At 72.8% G+C, this 16,580-nt stretch carries 15 protein-coding genes; 9 read left to right on the top strand and 6 right to left on the bottom strand.

What is annotated here, in order from left to right; genetic code table 11:
* Nucleotides 1-37: 37 nt before the first annotated feature.
* From G6W55_RS15430 to G6W55_RS15440, 3 genes are all read right to left on the bottom strand, one after another.
* Nucleotides 38-490: an RpiB/LacA/LacB family sugar-phosphate isomerase gene (locus G6W55_RS15430; protein WP_175521403.1), complete on the bottom strand. Its 453-nt coding sequence runs from the start codon at nucleotides 488-490 to the stop codon at nucleotides 38-40.
* Nucleotides 491-571: 81 nt separating this feature from the next.
* A complete protein-coding gene (locus G6W55_RS15435) occupies nucleotides 572-1,024 on the bottom strand; it encodes a hypothetical protein (protein ID WP_175521404.1) in 453 nt (150 codons plus the stop codon).
* 53 nt (nucleotides 1,025-1,077) lie between these two features.
* Nucleotides 1,078-1,956, bottom strand: a complete 879-nt coding sequence (locus tag G6W55_RS15440; protein ID WP_175521405.1) for a hypothetical protein — start codon at nucleotides 1,954-1,956, stop codon at nucleotides 1,078-1,080.
* 188 nt (nucleotides 1,957-2,144) lie between these two features.
* On the opposite strand from G6W55_RS15440, the gene G6W55_RS15445 reads away from it, so the two are divergent.
* The 4 genes from G6W55_RS15445 to argB all read left to right on the top strand — a co-directional run bounded on the left by G6W55_RS15445 (nucleotide 2,145) and on the right by argB (nucleotide 6,136).
* Nucleotides 2,145-2,849, top strand: coding sequence for a response regulator transcription factor (locus G6W55_RS15445; RefSeq protein WP_175521406.1), 705 nt, complete (start codon nucleotides 2,145-2,147; stop codon nucleotides 2,847-2,849).
* 192 nt (nucleotides 2,850-3,041) lie between these two features.
* On the top strand, nucleotides 3,042-4,460 hold the full coding sequence (locus G6W55_RS15450) for a Tat pathway signal sequence domain protein (protein ID WP_175521407.1): 1,419 nt from the start codon (nucleotides 3,042-3,044) through the stop codon (nucleotides 4,458-4,460).
* 137 nt (nucleotides 4,461-4,597) lie between these two features.
* A complete protein-coding gene (locus tag G6W55_RS15455; RefSeq protein ID WP_175521408.1) occupies nucleotides 4,598-5,269 on the top strand; it encodes an isochorismatase family protein in 672 nt (223 codons plus the stop codon).
* Nucleotides 5,270-5,287: 18 nt separating this feature from the next.
* On the top strand, nucleotides 5,288-6,136 hold the full coding sequence (gene argB, locus G6W55_RS15460; RefSeq protein ID WP_309243721.1) for an acetylglutamate kinase: 849 nt from the start codon (nucleotides 5,288-5,290) through the stop codon (nucleotides 6,134-6,136).
* A 49-nt stretch (nucleotides 6,137-6,185) separates the two neighbouring features.
* Here argB and G6W55_RS15465 read toward each other — a convergent pair whose 3' ends face one another.
* Together G6W55_RS15465 and G6W55_RS15470 are read right to left on the bottom strand one after the other, a co-directional pair.
* Nucleotides 6,186-6,695 (bottom strand): GNAT family N-acetyltransferase, encoded by a 510-nt coding sequence (locus tag G6W55_RS15465; RefSeq protein WP_175521409.1) that lies wholly within the window; start codon nucleotides 6,693-6,695, stop codon nucleotides 6,186-6,188.
* 141 nt (nucleotides 6,696-6,836) lie between these two features.
* Nucleotides 6,837-8,180 carry a lysine N(6)-hydroxylase/L-ornithine N(5)-oxygenase family protein gene (locus G6W55_RS15470; RefSeq protein WP_175521410.1) on the bottom strand — a complete coding sequence of 448 codons (1,344 nt, stop codon included), beginning with the start codon at nucleotides 8,178-8,180 and terminating at the stop codon, nucleotides 6,837-6,839.
* A gap of 256 nt (nucleotides 8,181-8,436) precedes the next feature.
* On the opposite strand from G6W55_RS15470, the gene G6W55_RS15475 reads away from it, so the two are divergent.
* From G6W55_RS15475 to meaB, 4 genes are all read left to right on the top strand, one after another.
* Nucleotides 8,437-9,384, top strand: coding sequence for a methionyl-tRNA formyltransferase (locus G6W55_RS15475; protein ID WP_175521411.1), 948 nt, complete (start codon nucleotides 8,437-8,439; stop codon nucleotides 9,382-9,384).
* 245 nt (nucleotides 9,385-9,629) lie between these two features.
* On the top strand, nucleotides 9,630-11,438 hold the full coding sequence (locus tag G6W55_RS15480; protein WP_175521412.1) for a methylmalonyl-CoA mutase family protein: 1,809 nt from the start codon (nucleotides 9,630-9,632) through the stop codon (nucleotides 11,436-11,438).
* Nucleotides 11,438-13,621 carry a methylmalonyl-CoA mutase gene (scpA, locus tag G6W55_RS15485; RefSeq protein WP_175521413.1) on the top strand — a complete coding sequence of 728 codons (2,184 nt, stop codon included), beginning with the start codon at nucleotides 11,438-11,440 and terminating at the stop codon, nucleotides 13,619-13,621. Before G6W55_RS15480 ends, scpA begins: the two co-directional genes overlap by 1 nt.
* Nucleotides 13,618-14,604, top strand: a complete 987-nt coding sequence (gene meaB / locus G6W55_RS15490) for a methylmalonyl Co-A mutase-associated GTPase MeaB (protein WP_030787344.1) — start codon at nucleotides 13,618-13,620, stop codon at nucleotides 14,602-14,604. Before scpA ends, meaB begins: the two co-directional genes overlap by 4 nt.
* 26 nt (nucleotides 14,605-14,630) lie before the next feature.
* Here the strand turns inward: meaB and G6W55_RS15495 are convergent, their stop codons facing one another.
* Nucleotides 14,631-15,533 carry a LysR family transcriptional regulator gene (locus G6W55_RS15495; RefSeq protein WP_175521414.1) on the bottom strand — a complete coding sequence of 301 codons (903 nt, stop codon included), beginning with the start codon at nucleotides 15,531-15,533 and terminating at the stop codon, nucleotides 14,631-14,633.
* Nucleotides 15,534-15,613: 80 nt separating this feature from the next.
* Here G6W55_RS15495 and G6W55_RS15500 point away from each other — a divergent pair, with 80 nt between their 5' ends.
* Nucleotides 15,614-16,552 (top strand): DMT family transporter, encoded by a 939-nt coding sequence (locus G6W55_RS15500; RefSeq protein WP_175521415.1) that lies wholly within the window; start codon nucleotides 15,614-15,616, stop codon nucleotides 16,550-16,552.
* Nucleotides 16,553-16,580: the final 28 nt, after the last annotated feature.

Below are 16,580 nucleotides of genomic sequence, written 5' to 3' on the forward strand. Positions count from 1 at the left end.
AGTGCCGAACGGCCCATCCGGCGCATTCCCGCCGCTCTCAGGAGGGGCGGCCCTGGTCGAGCCGCGCGATGTGGGCGATGTTGCGCCGGTCCTCGGCGTCCGGGCTCACGTCGGCGCCGAACCAGGCGTCCAGGATCTCCTTGAGCAGCGGCTCCGAGGTCAGCCGGAGGCTCAGGGCGAGCACGTTGGCGTCGTTCCAGCGGCGCGCGCCGTCCGCCGTGTACGCGTCGGTGCACAGGGCCGCCCGGACGCCGGGCACCTTGTTCGCGGCGATCGACGCGCCGGTGCCGGTCCAGCAGCAGACCACGGCCTGCCCGGACGTCCCGTCGGCCACGTCCCGCGCGGCCGCCTCCGAGCACACCGCCCACTGCGGATCCGTCCCGGGCCGCAGCGCGCCGTAGACCAGCACGTCGTGCCCGCGCCCCCGCAGCTCCGAGACCAGCGCGCGGGCGACGGGTTCGTCCATGTCCGAGGAGACGGAGATCCGCATACCGGCGAGCCTACTGACCGGGGGCGGGAGGTGTCGCCCACGGGGACACGCCCGTCAGTGGCTCCAGCTCAGAGAGGCTGATCAGTAGCTCCAGCTATAGAGTCCGCCGCCGGAGGCCACGGCAGCCACCGCGAGCCGGGCGACTCCGCGCAGGACGGCGAGGAGATCGTCGTCGGTCATGTCGTCCCCGTCCTGGGACCGGAGCCGCGCGGTCCACCGGTCCGCCAGTTCTTCGAGTGCGGCCGGGCTCGCGGCGGCGAGCGCCCGGATGACTCTCGGCGGCACGGCGAACACCTCGACGCCGTCGTTCAGGGGGGCGGTGACGTATTGGGGCTGCGGCTGCCGATGGAGCCGTTCGACCGGCGGAAGCTCCGCCGAGGGCTCCTCGAAATACACGTCCCACTCGGTGATGGCGCTGTCCGGCTCGACGAAACGGCAGGCCACCGAGTCGAAGGCCCGCCCGGGTCCCCCGAGACGCGTCGAGGCGGCGGTCCTGTCGTCGGGGGCGAGGAAGAACACGATGTCGTGGGCCATCCGCACATGATGGTGCAACCGGAGTGCATCAGACGGGCGAGAACCCGGAGTGCTCAGACGGGCGAGAACCCCGTGCCGCCCGGTGTTCCGACCGGGTTGCCCTCCGGGATCAGGCCGGAGTCCAGGACGGTCCGGGCGAGCGGGGTGAGCAGTTCGGCGAGCCGCGCCGTGCCCTCGTGGCCCAGGGCCTCCCACGGCCCGGCCGCCGCCGTGTCCGTCGCCGCCTCGATCCGCTCGCGGAGGCCCACGCCGGCCGCGGTGAGCCGGCCGTCCGCGCCGACCAGCCCGCGTTCCCGCAGACCCGTCTTCTCCCTCTCCCAGCGCTCCGCGTCCCATTGCCGGGTCCGCCGCTGGAACTCCTCGTCGCACTCGCCCGCCGCGCACTTCAGCAGCATCGCGGCGACCGGGCCGATCCCGTGGCCGACGAGGGCGGCGATGTGCCCGTCGCCGCGGTGCTCGCGCAGGGTGGTGAGGGCCTGCCAGAGGGCGACGTGCGGCTGTGCGGGGCGGGCGAGGGCCTGGTTCGCGCCGCCGAGGACCCGCCCGGCCGTGTCGGCCGCCTGTGCCGCCGTCCACGCCAGCTCGGCGGCCTCGGCCGTCGCGTCGGAGGCGACGACCTGAGGGCCGTAGAGGGCGGTCATCGCCGCGTCCACGCCCCGCGCGCGGGCCGCGAGCACCTCCGCCGGGTCCGCGTGGCCCCAGGCGTCGGGCAGCGCGCGGGCCACCCGGTCGGGGTGGAAGACGTAGAAGGAGCTGGTGACGACGGCGGCCGACGCGGGTCCCAACGGGGCCGCGCGCAGGGCGAAGTAGCCCATCCAGTAGCCGCGCAGCCCGAGCCCGTCGGCGACTTGGCGCACCTCGGGGGTGAAGTACACCAGGTCGTGCACCGGTTCGAACCGCTCCCACATCGCCCGCGCGACGCTCTCCCCCACGGCGTGCCCCTCTCGGCTTGTCGGTGCCGGACCGTCCCTGGCGGCAGGATCCATCATGACAGCGGTCATACCGTCCGGCATTGTGATCCAGGCCACCAAAAAACGATGTCGTTTCGATAGCGGGACGGGGTAGCCTGAGCCTCATATGAACGAAACCGTTTCGTTCAGGAGCGTGGAGAACGACTGACATGGTCTCCGTACTCATCGTCAACGCCCAGTCCCTGCAGCGGCTCGGCCTGCGGATGCTCCTGGGCGCCGCGCCCGGGCTGACCGTGGCCGGCGAGACCGCGAGCGGCGCCGAGGCGGTCCGTCTGGCCCGCGCCCTGCGGCCCGACGTCGTCCTGATCGACGCCCACGCGTCCGGTTCCGACGGCCTCGACACCGTCCGGCGCATCGCGCACCCCGCGCATCCGTCGCCCGCCCCACATCCCGCGCCCCCGTCGCCCGCGCCGCCGCACCCCCGGATCCTCGTCCTCGCCCCGCCCGGTCACGAGCGTCACGCCTACGCCGCCCTGCGCGCCGGAGCCACCGGGTTCCTCTCCGAGGACGCGACCCCGGACGAACTCATCGCGGCCGTACGGGACGTGGCCGCCGGTGAGGCCGTGATCACCCCGGCGCTCACCCAGGCCCTCATCGACGCCGTCCGCCGCCAGGACACCGTCCGGACCGCCGGTCGGGACGTCGACCTCGACACCCTCACCGGACGCGAGCGCGATGTGCTCGTCGCCGTGGCGTCCGGCTGGTCCAACGCCGAGATCGCCTCCCGGCTGTCGATCGCCCCCACCACCGTGAAGTCCCACGTCAGCCACATCCTCACCAAGATCGGCGCCCGCGCCCGGGTCCAGGCGGTGGCCTTCGCCTACGAGTCCGGACTCGTCCACCCGGCCGCCTGACACCCCGCCTGGCAGAAGCGGCCCCGCTCGCCCTTCGGCGGCGGGGCCGTCCCCGTTCCCCAACCGCCTCTCCGTGCACAGGCGTTGACCCGCAACCGGACCGCCAGCAGAATGAGCCGACCTTCGCTTGAGAGCGCTCTCAAGCGAAGGTCGGCTCCCGCCACTCCCGCATCCGTATTCCCTAGGAGACCCATGACCGGCAGCCAAGGCCCGGCCATCAGCCGCCGCGCGCTCATCGGGACCGGCCTCGGCGCCGGTGTCGCCGTCCTCGCCGCGGCCAACGCCGTCCCGGCCCACGCGGCCGGCGCCACCCCGGCCCGCTCCGACGCCCGGCACCCCGCGCACCCCGCGCCCGCCGCCCCCGCACCGCACCGCGCGGCCGCCTTCCTCGCCGCCGCCATGGACGCCTACCCCGACCACGGCCCGCTCCGGCTCGCCCAGAGCTACACCGACCAGGCGGGCCTGTTCAGCACGGCGTTCACCTACGACAACGCCCTCACGATCCTCGCCCTGCTCGCGACCCGCACCGAGCGCGGCCGGGCCCGGGCGATCGCCCTCGGCGACGCGCTGCTCTTCGCCCAGGCGCACGACCCGGCGCACGACGACGGCCGGCTGCGCCAGGCGTACAACGTCGGGCCGTACACCTTCTACGACGGCACACCGCAGCCGGACGGGTTCGTGCGGGCGGACGGCACGGCCAACGTCGGCACCCAGTTCGGCTTCACGGGCACCGCGGTGGGCGACATGGCCTGGGCGGGGCTCGCGCTCACCGCCCTCGCCCGCCGTACGGGCGCACGCCGCTTCCGCACCGGTGCCGTACGGATCGGCGAATGGATCGACCGGACGGGACGCACCGACGAACCGCTCGGCGGCTACAAGTTCGGGGTCGACGGGGCGAACCGCCCGCTGCCCTTCACCTCGACCGAGCACAACACCGATCTGGTCGGCCTGTTCGGGCAGTTGGGGCAGCTCACCGGCGCACGGGTGTGGCGGGAGCGGCAGGCGCGGGCCGAGGCGTTCGTCAAGAAGATGTGGGAACCGGCCGGCGGCTTCTTCTACACCGGCACCGACGACGGGGTGACGATCAACAAGTCGCCGATCCCCGAGGACACCCAGACCTGGACCCACCTCGCGCTCCGATCCCGCACGCACGCACGGTCGTTGGACTGGGCGGCGGCCGAACTCGCCGTCCTGGACCGGGCCGACCGCCCCAACAGCACGGTGCCCGCGGGTCAGTCGTACGAGGGTGTCACCTTCAGCTCGGCGAGTCTGGTGGCGGACGAGGACCGCCCGATCGCCGACGGACAGCCCCGGCCGAACCGCAACGGCGTCTGGTTCGAGGGCACGGCGCATCTGGCGCTCGCCCTGCGCGTGCGGCGGGCACCGGGCGACGAGGCGCGCGCCCGGCGGCTGCTGGCGTCGGCCGAGCGCGCCCAGGACCGGCTCGGCGGGGCGCAGACGTTCGGCGGCGGGGCCCTGGCCGAGCGGTCCGGGATCGTCTCGGCGAGCAGTCCGATCGACACCGGCTTCGGGTTCGGCTACTACCCGTACCGGCACACCGGCGCCACCGCCTGGTACCTGCTGGCGGAGACCCGCAGCAACCCGCTGTAGGCCCCCGCACCGGGACTGCTCCCCCGTCCCGGCCGGCACCCTCAATCCCATTACAAACGACTAAGGTTAGGCTAAGCTAAGAAGGACACCAGGAGGGGCTGGGCACACCGGCGCGCCGCACGGGGAGGAGGGCGTCCATGGGTCTTCCGGCCATCGAGTCGTATCCCATGCCGGACCGTTCCTCCCTTCCCGCGCCGCATGTCGCCTGGACCATCGCCCCGGAGCGCACCGCGCTGCTGATCCACGGCATGCAGAACCAGTTCATCGACGCGTTCCCGGCGGGCAGTTCGCCCGTGCGGGAACTCGTCGAGAACGTCGCGGCCCTGCGCGGGCTCGCCGGGGCGCTGGGCATGCCGGTCGTCTTCAGCGCGGAGCCGGTCGAACTGCGCAACGGCTCGGTGAAGCACCGCGCCGCGACGTCCGAGGGCCCCGAGCCCGAGCCGGACGCCACGGCGGTCATCGAGCGGCTCGCCCCGCGCCCCGGCGAGCATCTGCTGCGCAATGTGCGCCCCAACGCCTTCCTGCGCAGCCATCTCGGCCGGCTGCTGCGCTCCCAGGGCCGCGACCAGCTCATCGTCTGCGGGCTGTACGCGCACCTCGGCGTCCTGCTCACCGCCGCGGACGCCGCCATGAACGACTTCCAGCCCTTCGTGGTCGCGGACGCCGTGGCCGACTTCTCCGCCGAGGAGCACACCATGGCTCTGCGGTGGGTGGCGCGCAGCGGTGTGGTCCGTACGACGGACGGACTGCTGCGTGAACTGCTCCTGCACCGGGAGCGGCGCAACACCGGTTCGAACGGACGAGCCTGAGCGGACGGAGTGGGACACGTGGGACACGCTGGCGGCGTGATCGTCGTCAAGTTCGGCGGCAACGCCATGGTGGACGAGGCCCTTCGGCGGACGTTCGCCGAGGACGTGGTCGCCCTGCGGCGGGCCGGGCTGCTCCCGGTCGTGGTGCACGGCGGCGGACCGCAGATCAGCGCGATGCTCGACCGCCTCGGCCTGGAGACCCGGTTCACGGCGGGGCTGCGGGTGACCACCCCGGAGACCATGGAGGTGGTGCGCATGGTGCTCACCGGCCGGGTGCAGCGCGAACTGGTCGGTTCCATCAACGCCCACGGCCCGTTCGCCGTCGGGATGACCGGCGAGGACGCGCACACCATGACCGCCGTCCGGCGGCCGGCCTGGGTGGACGGACGGCAGGTCGACATCGGGCTCGTCGGCGAGGTCGTCGACGTGAACGCGGACACCGTGCGCGCGCTCCTCGACCAGGGCCGTATCCCGGTGGTCTCCCCCGTGGCGCGCGGCACGGACGGGGAGGTCTACAACGTCAACGCCGACCTCGCCGCGTCCGCGCTGGCCTCCGCCCTGGACGCCGAACGCCTCGTGATGCTCACCGACGTGGCGGGGCTGTACGCCGACTGGCCGCACAGCGCCGAGGTGATCGAGCGGCTGACGGCCGATCAACTGGAGGCGCTGCTGCCCGGGTTGGCGGGCGGGATGCTGCCGAAGATGGAGGGCTGCCTGCGGGCCGTCCGCTCCGGGGTGCGCCAGGCGCAGGTGCTGGACGGCCGGGTACCGCACGCGGTGCTCGACGGGGTCCTCGGCGACACACCACCGGGGACGACGGTGGTCCCCGGCGCGGCGGTGCCGGCGATCGGCGCGGACGTCCACTGAGCGGTACGGCACAACAGCCTTACTGGGTAACGGACTTGCGGCCCCGGCATCACAACACCCGTGCGAGCACGCGGGCGTTGCGGCGCGGGTCCAGGGACGCGGTCCAGGCGGCCGGGGCCGTGCCGGGGTCGGCGGGGCCGAAGCCGTGCCGCAGGAAGAGGCCGCCCCCGCCGACGGTCGCCGTGAACAGCGCGCCCACCGACCGCGCGCGGGCCCTCGCCACGGCGGCGCGCAGCAGCCGGGTGCCGATGCCGTGGCCCTGCCGGTGGGGCGCGACGCAGAAGTTGTACAGCACACCCGACAACAGGTGGGTGGTGCCCGCCGGTTCCGGCGCGTGGACCTGGAGGGCGAGGCAGCCGTCGAGGGTGCCGTCGGGCGCCTCGGTGACGACGAAGTCCGCCGCCCGGGAGGCGTACAGGGCGACCGGGCGCTCGCGGAGCGCGCCGGTACGGGCGAACGGGCGGGACAGCGCGGCGAGTTCCTCGGCGTCCTCCGGGCGGGCGAACCGTACGGCGGACCGGGCCGGGAGCAGGGCAGCGGGTGGCGTCGCGATGGACAAGGCGGGGTGTTCCTTCCGTGCCCCGGGCGGGCGGTGAAGTGGGGGCGCGGGTCGGCACCGAGGCACCACGGGGCGTCCGGACCCCGGCGCACCGGAGCGCCGGGGCACCGCAAGAGGTGCCCCGGAGCAGGTGACGGAGACCTAGCGCGCGGTGGTCCCGATGCCGTCCGTGAGCGGCTCGACGGGCTTCAGACCGCGGGCGAGTATCGAGTCCAGGATCTCGCCGACCCGGATCGCCGTGTTGGAGAGCAGGGAGGACGTGATGCCGTGGGTGTGCTCGGTGCCGCCCTGGAGGTAGACACCGCAGTGGAGTTCGGGGCTCGTCGCCACCCGGTAGTCGCGCTCGACGCGGACCCGGCCCTCGTCGTCGCGGTGGCAGAGTCCCGCGACCTCGCCCAGCAGCGCCAGGCCGTCGGCGGGCCGGTACCCGGTGCCGAACACGACGACGTCGGCCTCCAGGACGGTGTCCTCGCCGGTCACCAGTGAGCGCACGGTGGCCAGGACCCCCTCGGGCGTCTCGACGACCCCGGTCAGCCGGGACACGTTGTGGAAGCGCAGCCGCTCCGTGCCCTGGACCTTCTCCTGGTAGACCCGCCGGTACAGGTCCTCGATGAGGTCGATGTCCACCACGGAGTAGTTGGTGTTGCCGTGATAGTCCATCAGTTTCCGCTTGATGTCCTCGGGCGCGGAGAAGTACTCGTCCACCGCCTCGGGGTCGAAGATGCGGTTGGCGAAGTTGCTGTCGTCCGCGGGGCTGTAGCCGTATCGGGAGAAGACGGCGTGGACCTCGGCGCGCGGGAAACGGCGGTGCAGATAGGCGACGTTCTCGGCGGCGCTCTGGCCGGCGCCGACCACGATGAACCGGGTGGGGTCGGTGCCCTCCAGGGCGTCGACCTTGCCGAGCAGGTCGGAGTTGTGCCAGATGCGCTCGGTGCGCTCGACGCCGTCCGGCATGCGCGGCCGCAGGCCGGTGCCGATGACGAGGTTGCGCGCGCGGTGCACGACGAGGCCCTCGCCGGCCCGGACGGTGACGTCCAGGTACTCCACCACACCGTCGCGGACGACGGGTTCGACGCCGATGACCTCATGGCCGTAGGAGACCAGGTCGTCGACCTTCGCGGCGGCCCACTCGAAGTAGTCGTGGAACTCCATCCGCAGCGGGAAGAAGTTCTTGTGGTTGACGAAGTCGATCAGCCGCCCCTTGCTCTGGAGATAGCTCAGGAAGCTGTACTCGCTGGTGGGGTTGCGCAGGGTCACCAGGTCCTTGAGGAAGGACACCTGCATCGTGGCGTCGTCGATGAGCATGCCCCGGTGCCAGCCGAACTCCGGCTGCTGCTCGAAGAAGTGGGCGGTGACGGCCTCCTGCCTGCCTACGCGTGCGTTGTGCTCGGTGAGAGCGATCGCCATGGCCACATTGGACGGCCCGAAGCCGATGCCGATGAGGTCGTGTATCAGTGGTGCGTCGCCAGGAAGAACCTGAGACATGTCACTCCCATTCGTGCGGGGGCAGCCGTGATCGGCGCGGGAAGTAGCGGGAGGAGGGCACGCTTCCGCGAGACCCACATAACTTAGGGAAGCCTAAGCTTATCTTGTGAAGCTGTCGACCGGGCAAAACGGACACCCTGCCGTTCTCCGCATTTTTGACACCGCCTCAGACCGCGTTCACGTGCCCGGGATTGCCTCGTTAGGTAAGCCTTGCTTTACTTGCACCGTCCTATTCCTGCCCTGAGGAGGAGCCCCCATGCGGGTCGTCATGTTCGGTTATCAGACCTGGGGCCACCGCACCCTCCAGGCCCTGCTGGAATCCGAGCACGACGTGGTCATGGTCGTGACGCACCCGAAGAGCGAGCACGTCTACGAGCGGATCTGGAGCGACTCGGTCGCCGACCTCGCGGAGGAGCACGGCATCCCCGTCCTGCTGCGCAACCGCCCCGACGACGAGGAGCTGTTCGAGCGCCTCAAGGACGCCGACCCGGACATCATCGTCGCCAACAACTGGCGGACCTGGATCCCCCCGCGCATCTACGGCCTCCCCCGGCACGGCACCCTCAACGTCCATGACTCGCTGCTCCCGAAGTACGCCGGCTTCTCTCCGCTGATCTGGGCGCTCATCAACGGCGAGTCCGAAGTAGGCGTCACCGCCCATCTGATGGACGAGGAACTGGACGCCGGCGACATCGTCCTCCAGCAGGCCGTGGCGGTCGGGCCGACGGACACCGCGACCGACCTCTTCCACAAGACGGTCGACCTCATCGCCCCGGTCACCACGGGCGCGCTCGCCCAGATCGCCTCCGGCCGCACCGAGTTCACCCGGCAGGACCGCTCCCAGGCCAGCTTCTTCCACAAGCGGGCCCTGGAGGACAGCCGGATCGACTGGACCTGGCCCGCCGAGGACCTGGAGCGCCTCGTGCGCGCCCAGTCCGCCCCGTACCCGAGCGCGTTCACCTTCCACCGGGGCAAGCGCCTGGAGATCCTGAGCGCCGTGGTCTCGGAGGGCCGTTACGGCGGCACGCCCGGCCGGATCTTCTACCGCGAGGGCGACGGCGTGGTGATCGTCGCGGGCGCCGACGCGCGCACCGGCCGCAACCACGGACTGGCCGTCACGCGCGTACGGACCGAGGACGGCGTGGAGCTGGGCGCCGCCGAGTACTTCACCACCATGGGCGGCTACCTCACGGCCCGCCCCTGAGCCCGCCCCACCCCAGAACGCGCCGGCCCCGTTACGGTCACGGGGCCGGCCGACCAGCCGCCGCGCGGATCTCCCGGTCCGCGCGGCGGCGCCTTTCCCACCTGAACCGGCCCCTGAACCGGCCTCCGAATCGGCTCCCGGACGGGCCTTTCAGGGCTCTGGAGGTCAAGGTCACAAGCGCGAAGAGTGCAAGGTCACAGTGTGCCCACTGCTGCTCCTTTGGCTCTCTGTCCTAGCATCCGAGCATGACGGTCCTGCCTGACGACGGGCTCGAGCTGGCCGGCGAGTTCCCCGACACCACCCACGAGCAGTGGCAGCGCCTGGTAGCAGGCGTACTACGCAAAACGGGCAAGGACGTCGAGGGCGCCGAAGCCGAGGAAGCCCTGTCCACCACGCTGGAGGACGGGTTGCGCACCCGCCCTCTCTACACCGCGCGCGACACCGCGCCCGATCCCGGCTTCCCGGGCTTCGCCCCCTTCGTACGGGGCAGCCGCGCCGAGGGGAACACGGCGGGCGGCTGGGACGTACGGCAGCGCCACACGACGGCGGACGGCGAGGCGGTCCTCGCCGATCTGGAGAACGGCGTCACCTCCCTGTGGCTGACCGTCGGCGACGCGGGCCTTCCCGTGTCGTCGCTCGCCCCGGTCCTCGACGGCGTCTTCCTCGACCTGGCGCCCGTCGTCCTCGACGCGGGCGACGCCACCGAGCCCGCCGCGCGCGAGCTGCTGCGGCTGTACGGGGAGCGGGGTGTCGCCAAGGAGGCGGCGCGCGGCAACCTCGGCGCCGACCCCCTCGGCCACGAGGCCCGCACCGGCCGCGCGGGCGACCTCGCCGCCGCGACCACGCTCGCCCGGCTGTGCGCCGAGGAGTACCCGGGGCTGCGGGCCCTGACCGTGGACGCCCTGCCGTACCACGAGGCCGGCGGCTCCGCCGCGCAGGAGCTGGGCGCGTCCCTCGCCACCGGTGCGGCCTATCTGCGGGCGCTCACCGAGGCCGGGCTGAGCGTCGAGCAGGCCTTCGCCCAGCTCGAGTTCCGGTACGCGGCCACCGCCGACCAGTTCCTGACCGTCGCCAAGCTGCGCGCCGCCCGCCGGCTGTGGGCCAGGGTCGCCGAGGCGTCCGGGGCGCCCGCCGCCGGTGCCCAGCTCCAGCACGTGGTGACCTCGCCGGTGATGATGACCCGCCGCGACCCGTGGGTGAACATGCTGCGCACCACCATCGCCACGCTGGCGGCCGGGGTGGGCGGCGCCGACGCCGTGACCGTGCTGCCCTTCGACCACGACCTGGGCCTGCCCGACGCGTTCGCGCGCCGGATCGCCCGCAACACCTCGACGATCCTGGTCGAGGAGTCCCATCTGGCCCGGGTCGTCGACCCGGCGGGCGGCTCCTGGTACGTCGAGCGGCTCACCGACGAACTGGCCCACGCGGGCTGGGAGTTCTTCCGCCGCATCGAGCGACTGGGCGGCCAGGCCGCCGCGTTGCGCTCCGGCGACCTCGGCCGGGACCTGGCCGACACCTGGGCGGCGCGCTCCGCCCGGCTCGCCAAGCGGCGCGAACCCGTCACCGGCGTCAGCGAGTTCCCGTTCCTCGGCGAGAAGCCCGTGGTGCGCGCTCCCGCGCCCGAACAGCCGTCCGGCGGTCTGCCGCGGGTGCGGCGCGACGAGGCGTACGAGGCGCTGCGCGCCCGCTCCGACGCCCATCTGGCCGCGACCGGCGCCCGCCCGCGCGTCTACCTGGCCGCGCTCGGCCCGGCCGCCGCGCACACCGCCCGGCTGACCTTCGCCGCCAACCTCTTCCAGGCGGGCGGCATCGAACCCGTCACCGAGGGCACCTTCGAGGAGAGCGGCGCCGGCGAGGCCGTCCTGTGCTCCAGCGACACCGTGTACGAGGAGGAGGCGGCCGCCGTCGCCGGCCGGCTCAAGGCCGCCGGTGCCCGCCAGGTCCTCCTGGCCGGCCGTCCCGGTGCGTACGCCGATGTCGACGCCTACGTCTTCGCGGGCTGTGACGCCGTCGCCGTCCTGACCGCCGCCCTCGACCGTATGGGAGTGTCGTGATGACCACCCCTTCCATCCCCGACTTCTCCGGGATCGAACTGGGAACCCCCACCCCCGCCGGCGGCGCCGACGAATGGCGTACGGCCGTCAAGCGGGCGGCGGGCGGTGACGACCTGCTCTGGGAGACCCCGGAGGGCATCGGCGTCAAGCCGCTCTACACCGGGCAGGACCTGGAGGGCCTGGACTTCCTGGGCACCTACCCGGGCGCCACGCCGTATCTGCGCGGCCCGTACCCCACGATGTACGTCAACCAGCCGTGGACGATCCGCCAGTACGCGGGATTCTCCACCGCCGAGGAGTCCAACGCCTTCTACCGCCGCAACCTCGCGGCCGGCCAGAAGGGCCTGTCGGTCGCCTTCGACCTGCCCACGCACCGCGGCTACGACAGCGACCACCCCCGGGTGACCGGTGACGTCGGCATGGCGGGCGTGGCGATCGACTCGATCTACGACATGCGTCAGCTCTTCGACGGCATCCCGCTGGACAGGATGACCGTGTCGATGACGATGAACGGCGCCGTGCTGCCGGTGCTGGCGCTGTACATCGTGGCCGCCGAGGAACAGGGCGTACCGCCCGAGAAGCTGGCCGGGACCATCCAGAACGACATCCTCAAGGAGTTCATGGTCCGCAACACCTACATCTATCCGCCGAAGCCGTCGATGCGGATCATCTCCGACATCTTCGCCTACACCTCGCAGCGGATGCCCCGCTACAACTCCATCTCCATCTCCGGCTATCACATCCAGGAGGCGGGCGCGACGGCCGACCTGGAGCTGGCGTACACCCTCGCCGACGGCGTGGAGTACATCCGCGCGGGCCGTGAAGCCGGCCTGGACGTCGACGCGTTCGCACCGCGCCTGTCGTTCTTCTGGGCGATCGGCATGAACTTCTTCATGGAGGTCGCCAAGCTGCGCGCGGCCCGCCTGCTGTGGGCGAAGCTGGTCAGGCAGTTCGACCCGAAGAACTCCAAGTCGCTGTCCCTGCGCACGCATTCGCAGACCTCCGGCTGGTCACTGACCGCGCAGGACGTGTTCAACAACGTCACGCGTACCTGTGTGGAGGCGATGGCGGCCACCCAGGGCCACACCCAGTCGCTGCACACCAACGCCCTGGACGAGGCGCTCGCGCTGCCCACCGACTTCTCGGCGCGCATCGCCCGCAACACCCAGCTCCTGATCCAGCAGGAGTCCGGCACCACCCGCGTCATCGACCCGTGGGGCGGCAGCGCCTACGTCGAGAAGCTCACCTACGACCTGGCCCGCCGCGCCTGGCAGCACATCCAGGAGGTCGAGCAGGCGGGCGGCATGGCGCAGGCCATCGACGCCGGCATCCCCAAGCTGCGCGTGGAGGAGGCCGCGGCCCGCACCCAGGCCCGGATCGACTCCGGCCGCCAGCCGGTGATCGGCGTGAACAAGTACCGGGTGGAGAACGACGAGGCGATCGACGTCCTCAAGGTCGACAACTCCTCGGTGCGCGCCCAGCAGATCGCCAAGCTGCGCCGGCTGCGCGCCGAACGCGACGAGCGGGCCTGCCAGGACGCGCTGGACGCGCTGACCCGGGCGGCCGGCGGCGAGGGCAACCTGCTGGAGCTGGCGGTGAACGCGGCCCGCGCCAAGGCCACCGTCGGCGAGATCTCCGACGCCCTGGAGAAGGTGTACGGGCGGCACGCGAGCCAGATCCGTACGATCTCCGGCGTGTACCGCAACGAAGCAGGTGAGTCGCCCTCCGTGGAACGCACCCGAAGCCTGGTGTCCGCCTTCGCGGACGCCGAGGGCCGCCGGCCCCGCATCCTGGTCGCCAAGATGGGCCAGGACGGCCACGACCGCGGCCAGAAGGTCATCGCCACCGCCTTCGCCGACCTCGGCTTCGACGTCGACGTCGGCCCGCTGTTCCAGACCCCGGCCGAGGTGGCCCGCCAGGCCGTCGAGGCGGACGTGCACATCGTGGGCGTCTCCTCGCTGGCCGCCGGGCACCTCACCCTCGTCCCGGCGCTGCGCGAGCAGCTCGCCGAGGAGGGCCGGGAGGACATCATGATCGTGGTGGGCGGGGTGATCCCGCCGCAGGACGTGCCGACCCTGCTGGAGATGGGCGCCGCCGCCGTCTTCCCGCCCGGCACCGTGATCCCGGACGCCGCGTACGACCTGGTCGAGCGGCTGGCCACCGGCCTGGGGCACAGCCTGTGATCGATGTCGACGCCTATGTGAAGGGTGTGCTCGACGGGAAGCGGGCGCTGATCGCGCGCGCGATCACGCTCGTCGAGTCCACCCTGCCCCAGCACCGGGTGCTGGCCCAGGAGTTGCTGACCGAGCTGCTCCCGCACAGCGGGCGGGCGCGGCGGATCGGGGTCAGCGGGGTGCCGGGCGTCGGCAAGTCGACGTTCATCGACGCCTTCGGCACGCTGCTGACCTCGCGCGGGCACCGGGTGGCGGTGCTCGCGGTCGACCCGTCGTCCAGCCGGACCGGCGGCTCGATCCTGGGCGACAAGACCCGGATGGAGCGCCTGGCGGTCGACCCGGCGGCGTTCGTGCGCCCCTCCCCCACCGCGGGCACGCTCGGCGGGGTCGCCAAGGCGACCCGGGAGTCCATCGTGGTGATGGAGGCGGCCGGTTACGACGTGATCCTCGTCGAGACGGTCGGCGTCGGCCAGTCCGAGACCGCGGTCGCGAACATGGTCGACTCCTTCCTGCTGCTCACCCTGGCCCGCACCGGCGACCAGCTCCAGGGCATCAAGAAGGGCGTCCTGGAACTGGCCGACGTGATCGCCGTCAACAAGGCGGACGGCCCGCACGAACGGGACGCCCGCGCGGCGGCCCGTGAACTGGCGGGCGCGCTGCGGCTGATGCACGGCGCGGACGCCGTCTGGACTCCGCCCGTGCTCAGTTGCAGCGCGCGGGAGTCGGCCGGTCTGGACACCGTCTGGGAGCGGCTCGAACAGCACCGCACCCTGCTGGACTCGACCGGGCGGCTCACCGCCAAGCGGCGTGACCAGCAGGTCGACTGGACCTGGACCATGGTCCGCGACGAACTGCTCGGCCGCCTGCACTCCGACCCGGCCGTACGGGCCCTGGCGCCGGTGCTCGAACAGCAGGTGCGGGACGGCGAGTTGACGGCGACCCTGGCCGCCGGCCGGATCCTGGACGCCCTCGGAGGCACCGAGCCGTCCTGAGGCCCCCGGCCCGCTCTCCAACGGGGCTAGCCGCGGCCGCGCACCGTCTCCGCCGCGTTCACCAGTGCGGTGAGCACGGTGCGGACGGCTCGGCGTGCCGTGCGTTCGGGGCGGTGGAGGACGTCGACGTGGCGCAGGGCCTGGACGCCGTCGAGCGGTCGGAGGACGACGTCGGGGTGCGGGCGGGCCGTCCAGCGCGGCATCAGGGCGACTCCGCCGCCCGCGGCGACGAGTTCGGCGACGACCGAGATCTCGTTGACGCGATGGACGATGTCGAGGCGCCGTCCGGCGGCCGCGGCGACGGCCTCGACGGTGGCCAGCAGCGGGAAGCCGTCGTGGACGGTGATCCACGGCTGGTCCGCGACCTCCCCCGGGGTCAGCCGGGGCCGGGCGGCCAGGGGGTGGCCGGCGGGCAGGGCGATGTCGAGCGGTTCGCGCAGCAGGGGCGTGACCGTGGTGGTCCGGGGCCAGGCCGGCGCGTGGTCGAGGCGGTGGGCGAGGACGAGGTCGTAGTCACGGGTGAGCGGCGGGAAGTCGTCCTGCGCCACGTCCTCGTCGTGGAGGGTGAGCCGCGGCGAGCCGGGGGCGGTCAGGCCGCGCAGGAGGAGCGGGAAGAAGGCGGCGGCCCCGCTGTGGAAGCCGGCCACCGACACCGTGCCGTCGGGCAGGTCGACGAACGCGTCCACCGCGTGCCGCGCCCGGGCGAGCGCCGTCTCCACGCCGATCGCGGCGTCGGCCAGCGCCTGTCCGGCGGCGGTGAGGACCAGCCGCCGTCCGTCGCGTTCGGTGAGCGGCACCGGGATCGGCCGCTGGAGCAGCCGGAGTTGCTGGGAGACCGCCGAGGGCGTCACCCGCAGCGCCTCGGCGACCGCGGTGACGCTGCCCAGTTCGCCCAGCTCCCGCAGGATACGGAGCTGTCTCTCGTCCACCGGCACAGTGTAGCTCCGCTACAAGGTCGTTTCAGTAGTTCGTCGTTTACTTCAACGTGCTGGTCGGAGAGGGTGGCGTCATGCCATCCACCCGTCGTACGGACGTGGTGCTGCTGGCCGTCGCCGTCGTCTGGGGCTCCAGCTATCTGACGGCGAAGACGGCCACCGAAGCCACCTCGGTCCTCCTCGTCCTGTTCCTGCGGTACGCGATCTCCGCGGTGGCCTGTGTCGCCGTGGTCGCCGCGGCGGTACGGTCCTCCGGCCCCCTGACCCGGGACGAACTCGCCCGCGGCACCCTGCTCGGCGTCACCCAGGCCGCCGTCCTCGTCCTGGAGACGTACGGCGTCGCGCACACCAGTGCCGCGAACGCGGGGCTGATCATCAGCCTCACCCTGGTCCTCACCCCGCTCCTGGACCGCGCCGGGCGGGGCGGCGGGCTGCCGGTGCGGTTCTATCTCGCGGCCGGCCTGTGCGTCGGCGGTGTCGGCCTGCTGGTCTCGGGGACGGGGCTGCGCGCGCCGGGCGTCGGGGATCTCCTGATGCTCGCGGCGGCGGTGGTCCGGGCGGGCCATGTGGTGCTCGTCGGGCGGCTCACCGCGGGCCGGTCGCTGCGCCCGCTGCACCTGACCGCCGTCCAGAGCGTCGTCGGGACGGTGCTGTTCCTGCCGCCGGCGGCGGCCGGGCTGCCGCTGCTCGCCCGGACGGACGCGACGGCCTGGGCGCAGTTGCTCTATCTGGCCCTGTTCTGCGGTCTCTTCGCGTTCCTGGCGCAGACCTGGGCGGTGCAGCGCACCTCCCCGACCCGGGCCAGTCTGCTGCTGGGCACCGAACCGGTCTGGGCGCTCGCGGTCGGTATCGGCTTCGGCTCCGAACGGCTCACCGCGGCGGCCGCGCTCGGCGCCGTCCTCATCGTCGTCGGCACCTACTGGGGGCAGGCCGTGGAACGCGCCCGGCGCGCGGACCGGACACCCGCCGCCGAGGACGCCTTGCACGCCGTAGGTGTCTCTGGAGGAAAGTGATGTGCGCGGCTCGCATTCACCCGGCGCA

Origin of the sequence: Streptomyces sp. CAI-85, from assembly GCF_013363615.1 — a bacterium.
GTDB lineage: Bacteria > Actinomycetota > Actinomycetes > Streptomycetales > Streptomycetaceae > Streptomyces > Streptomyces antibioticus_B.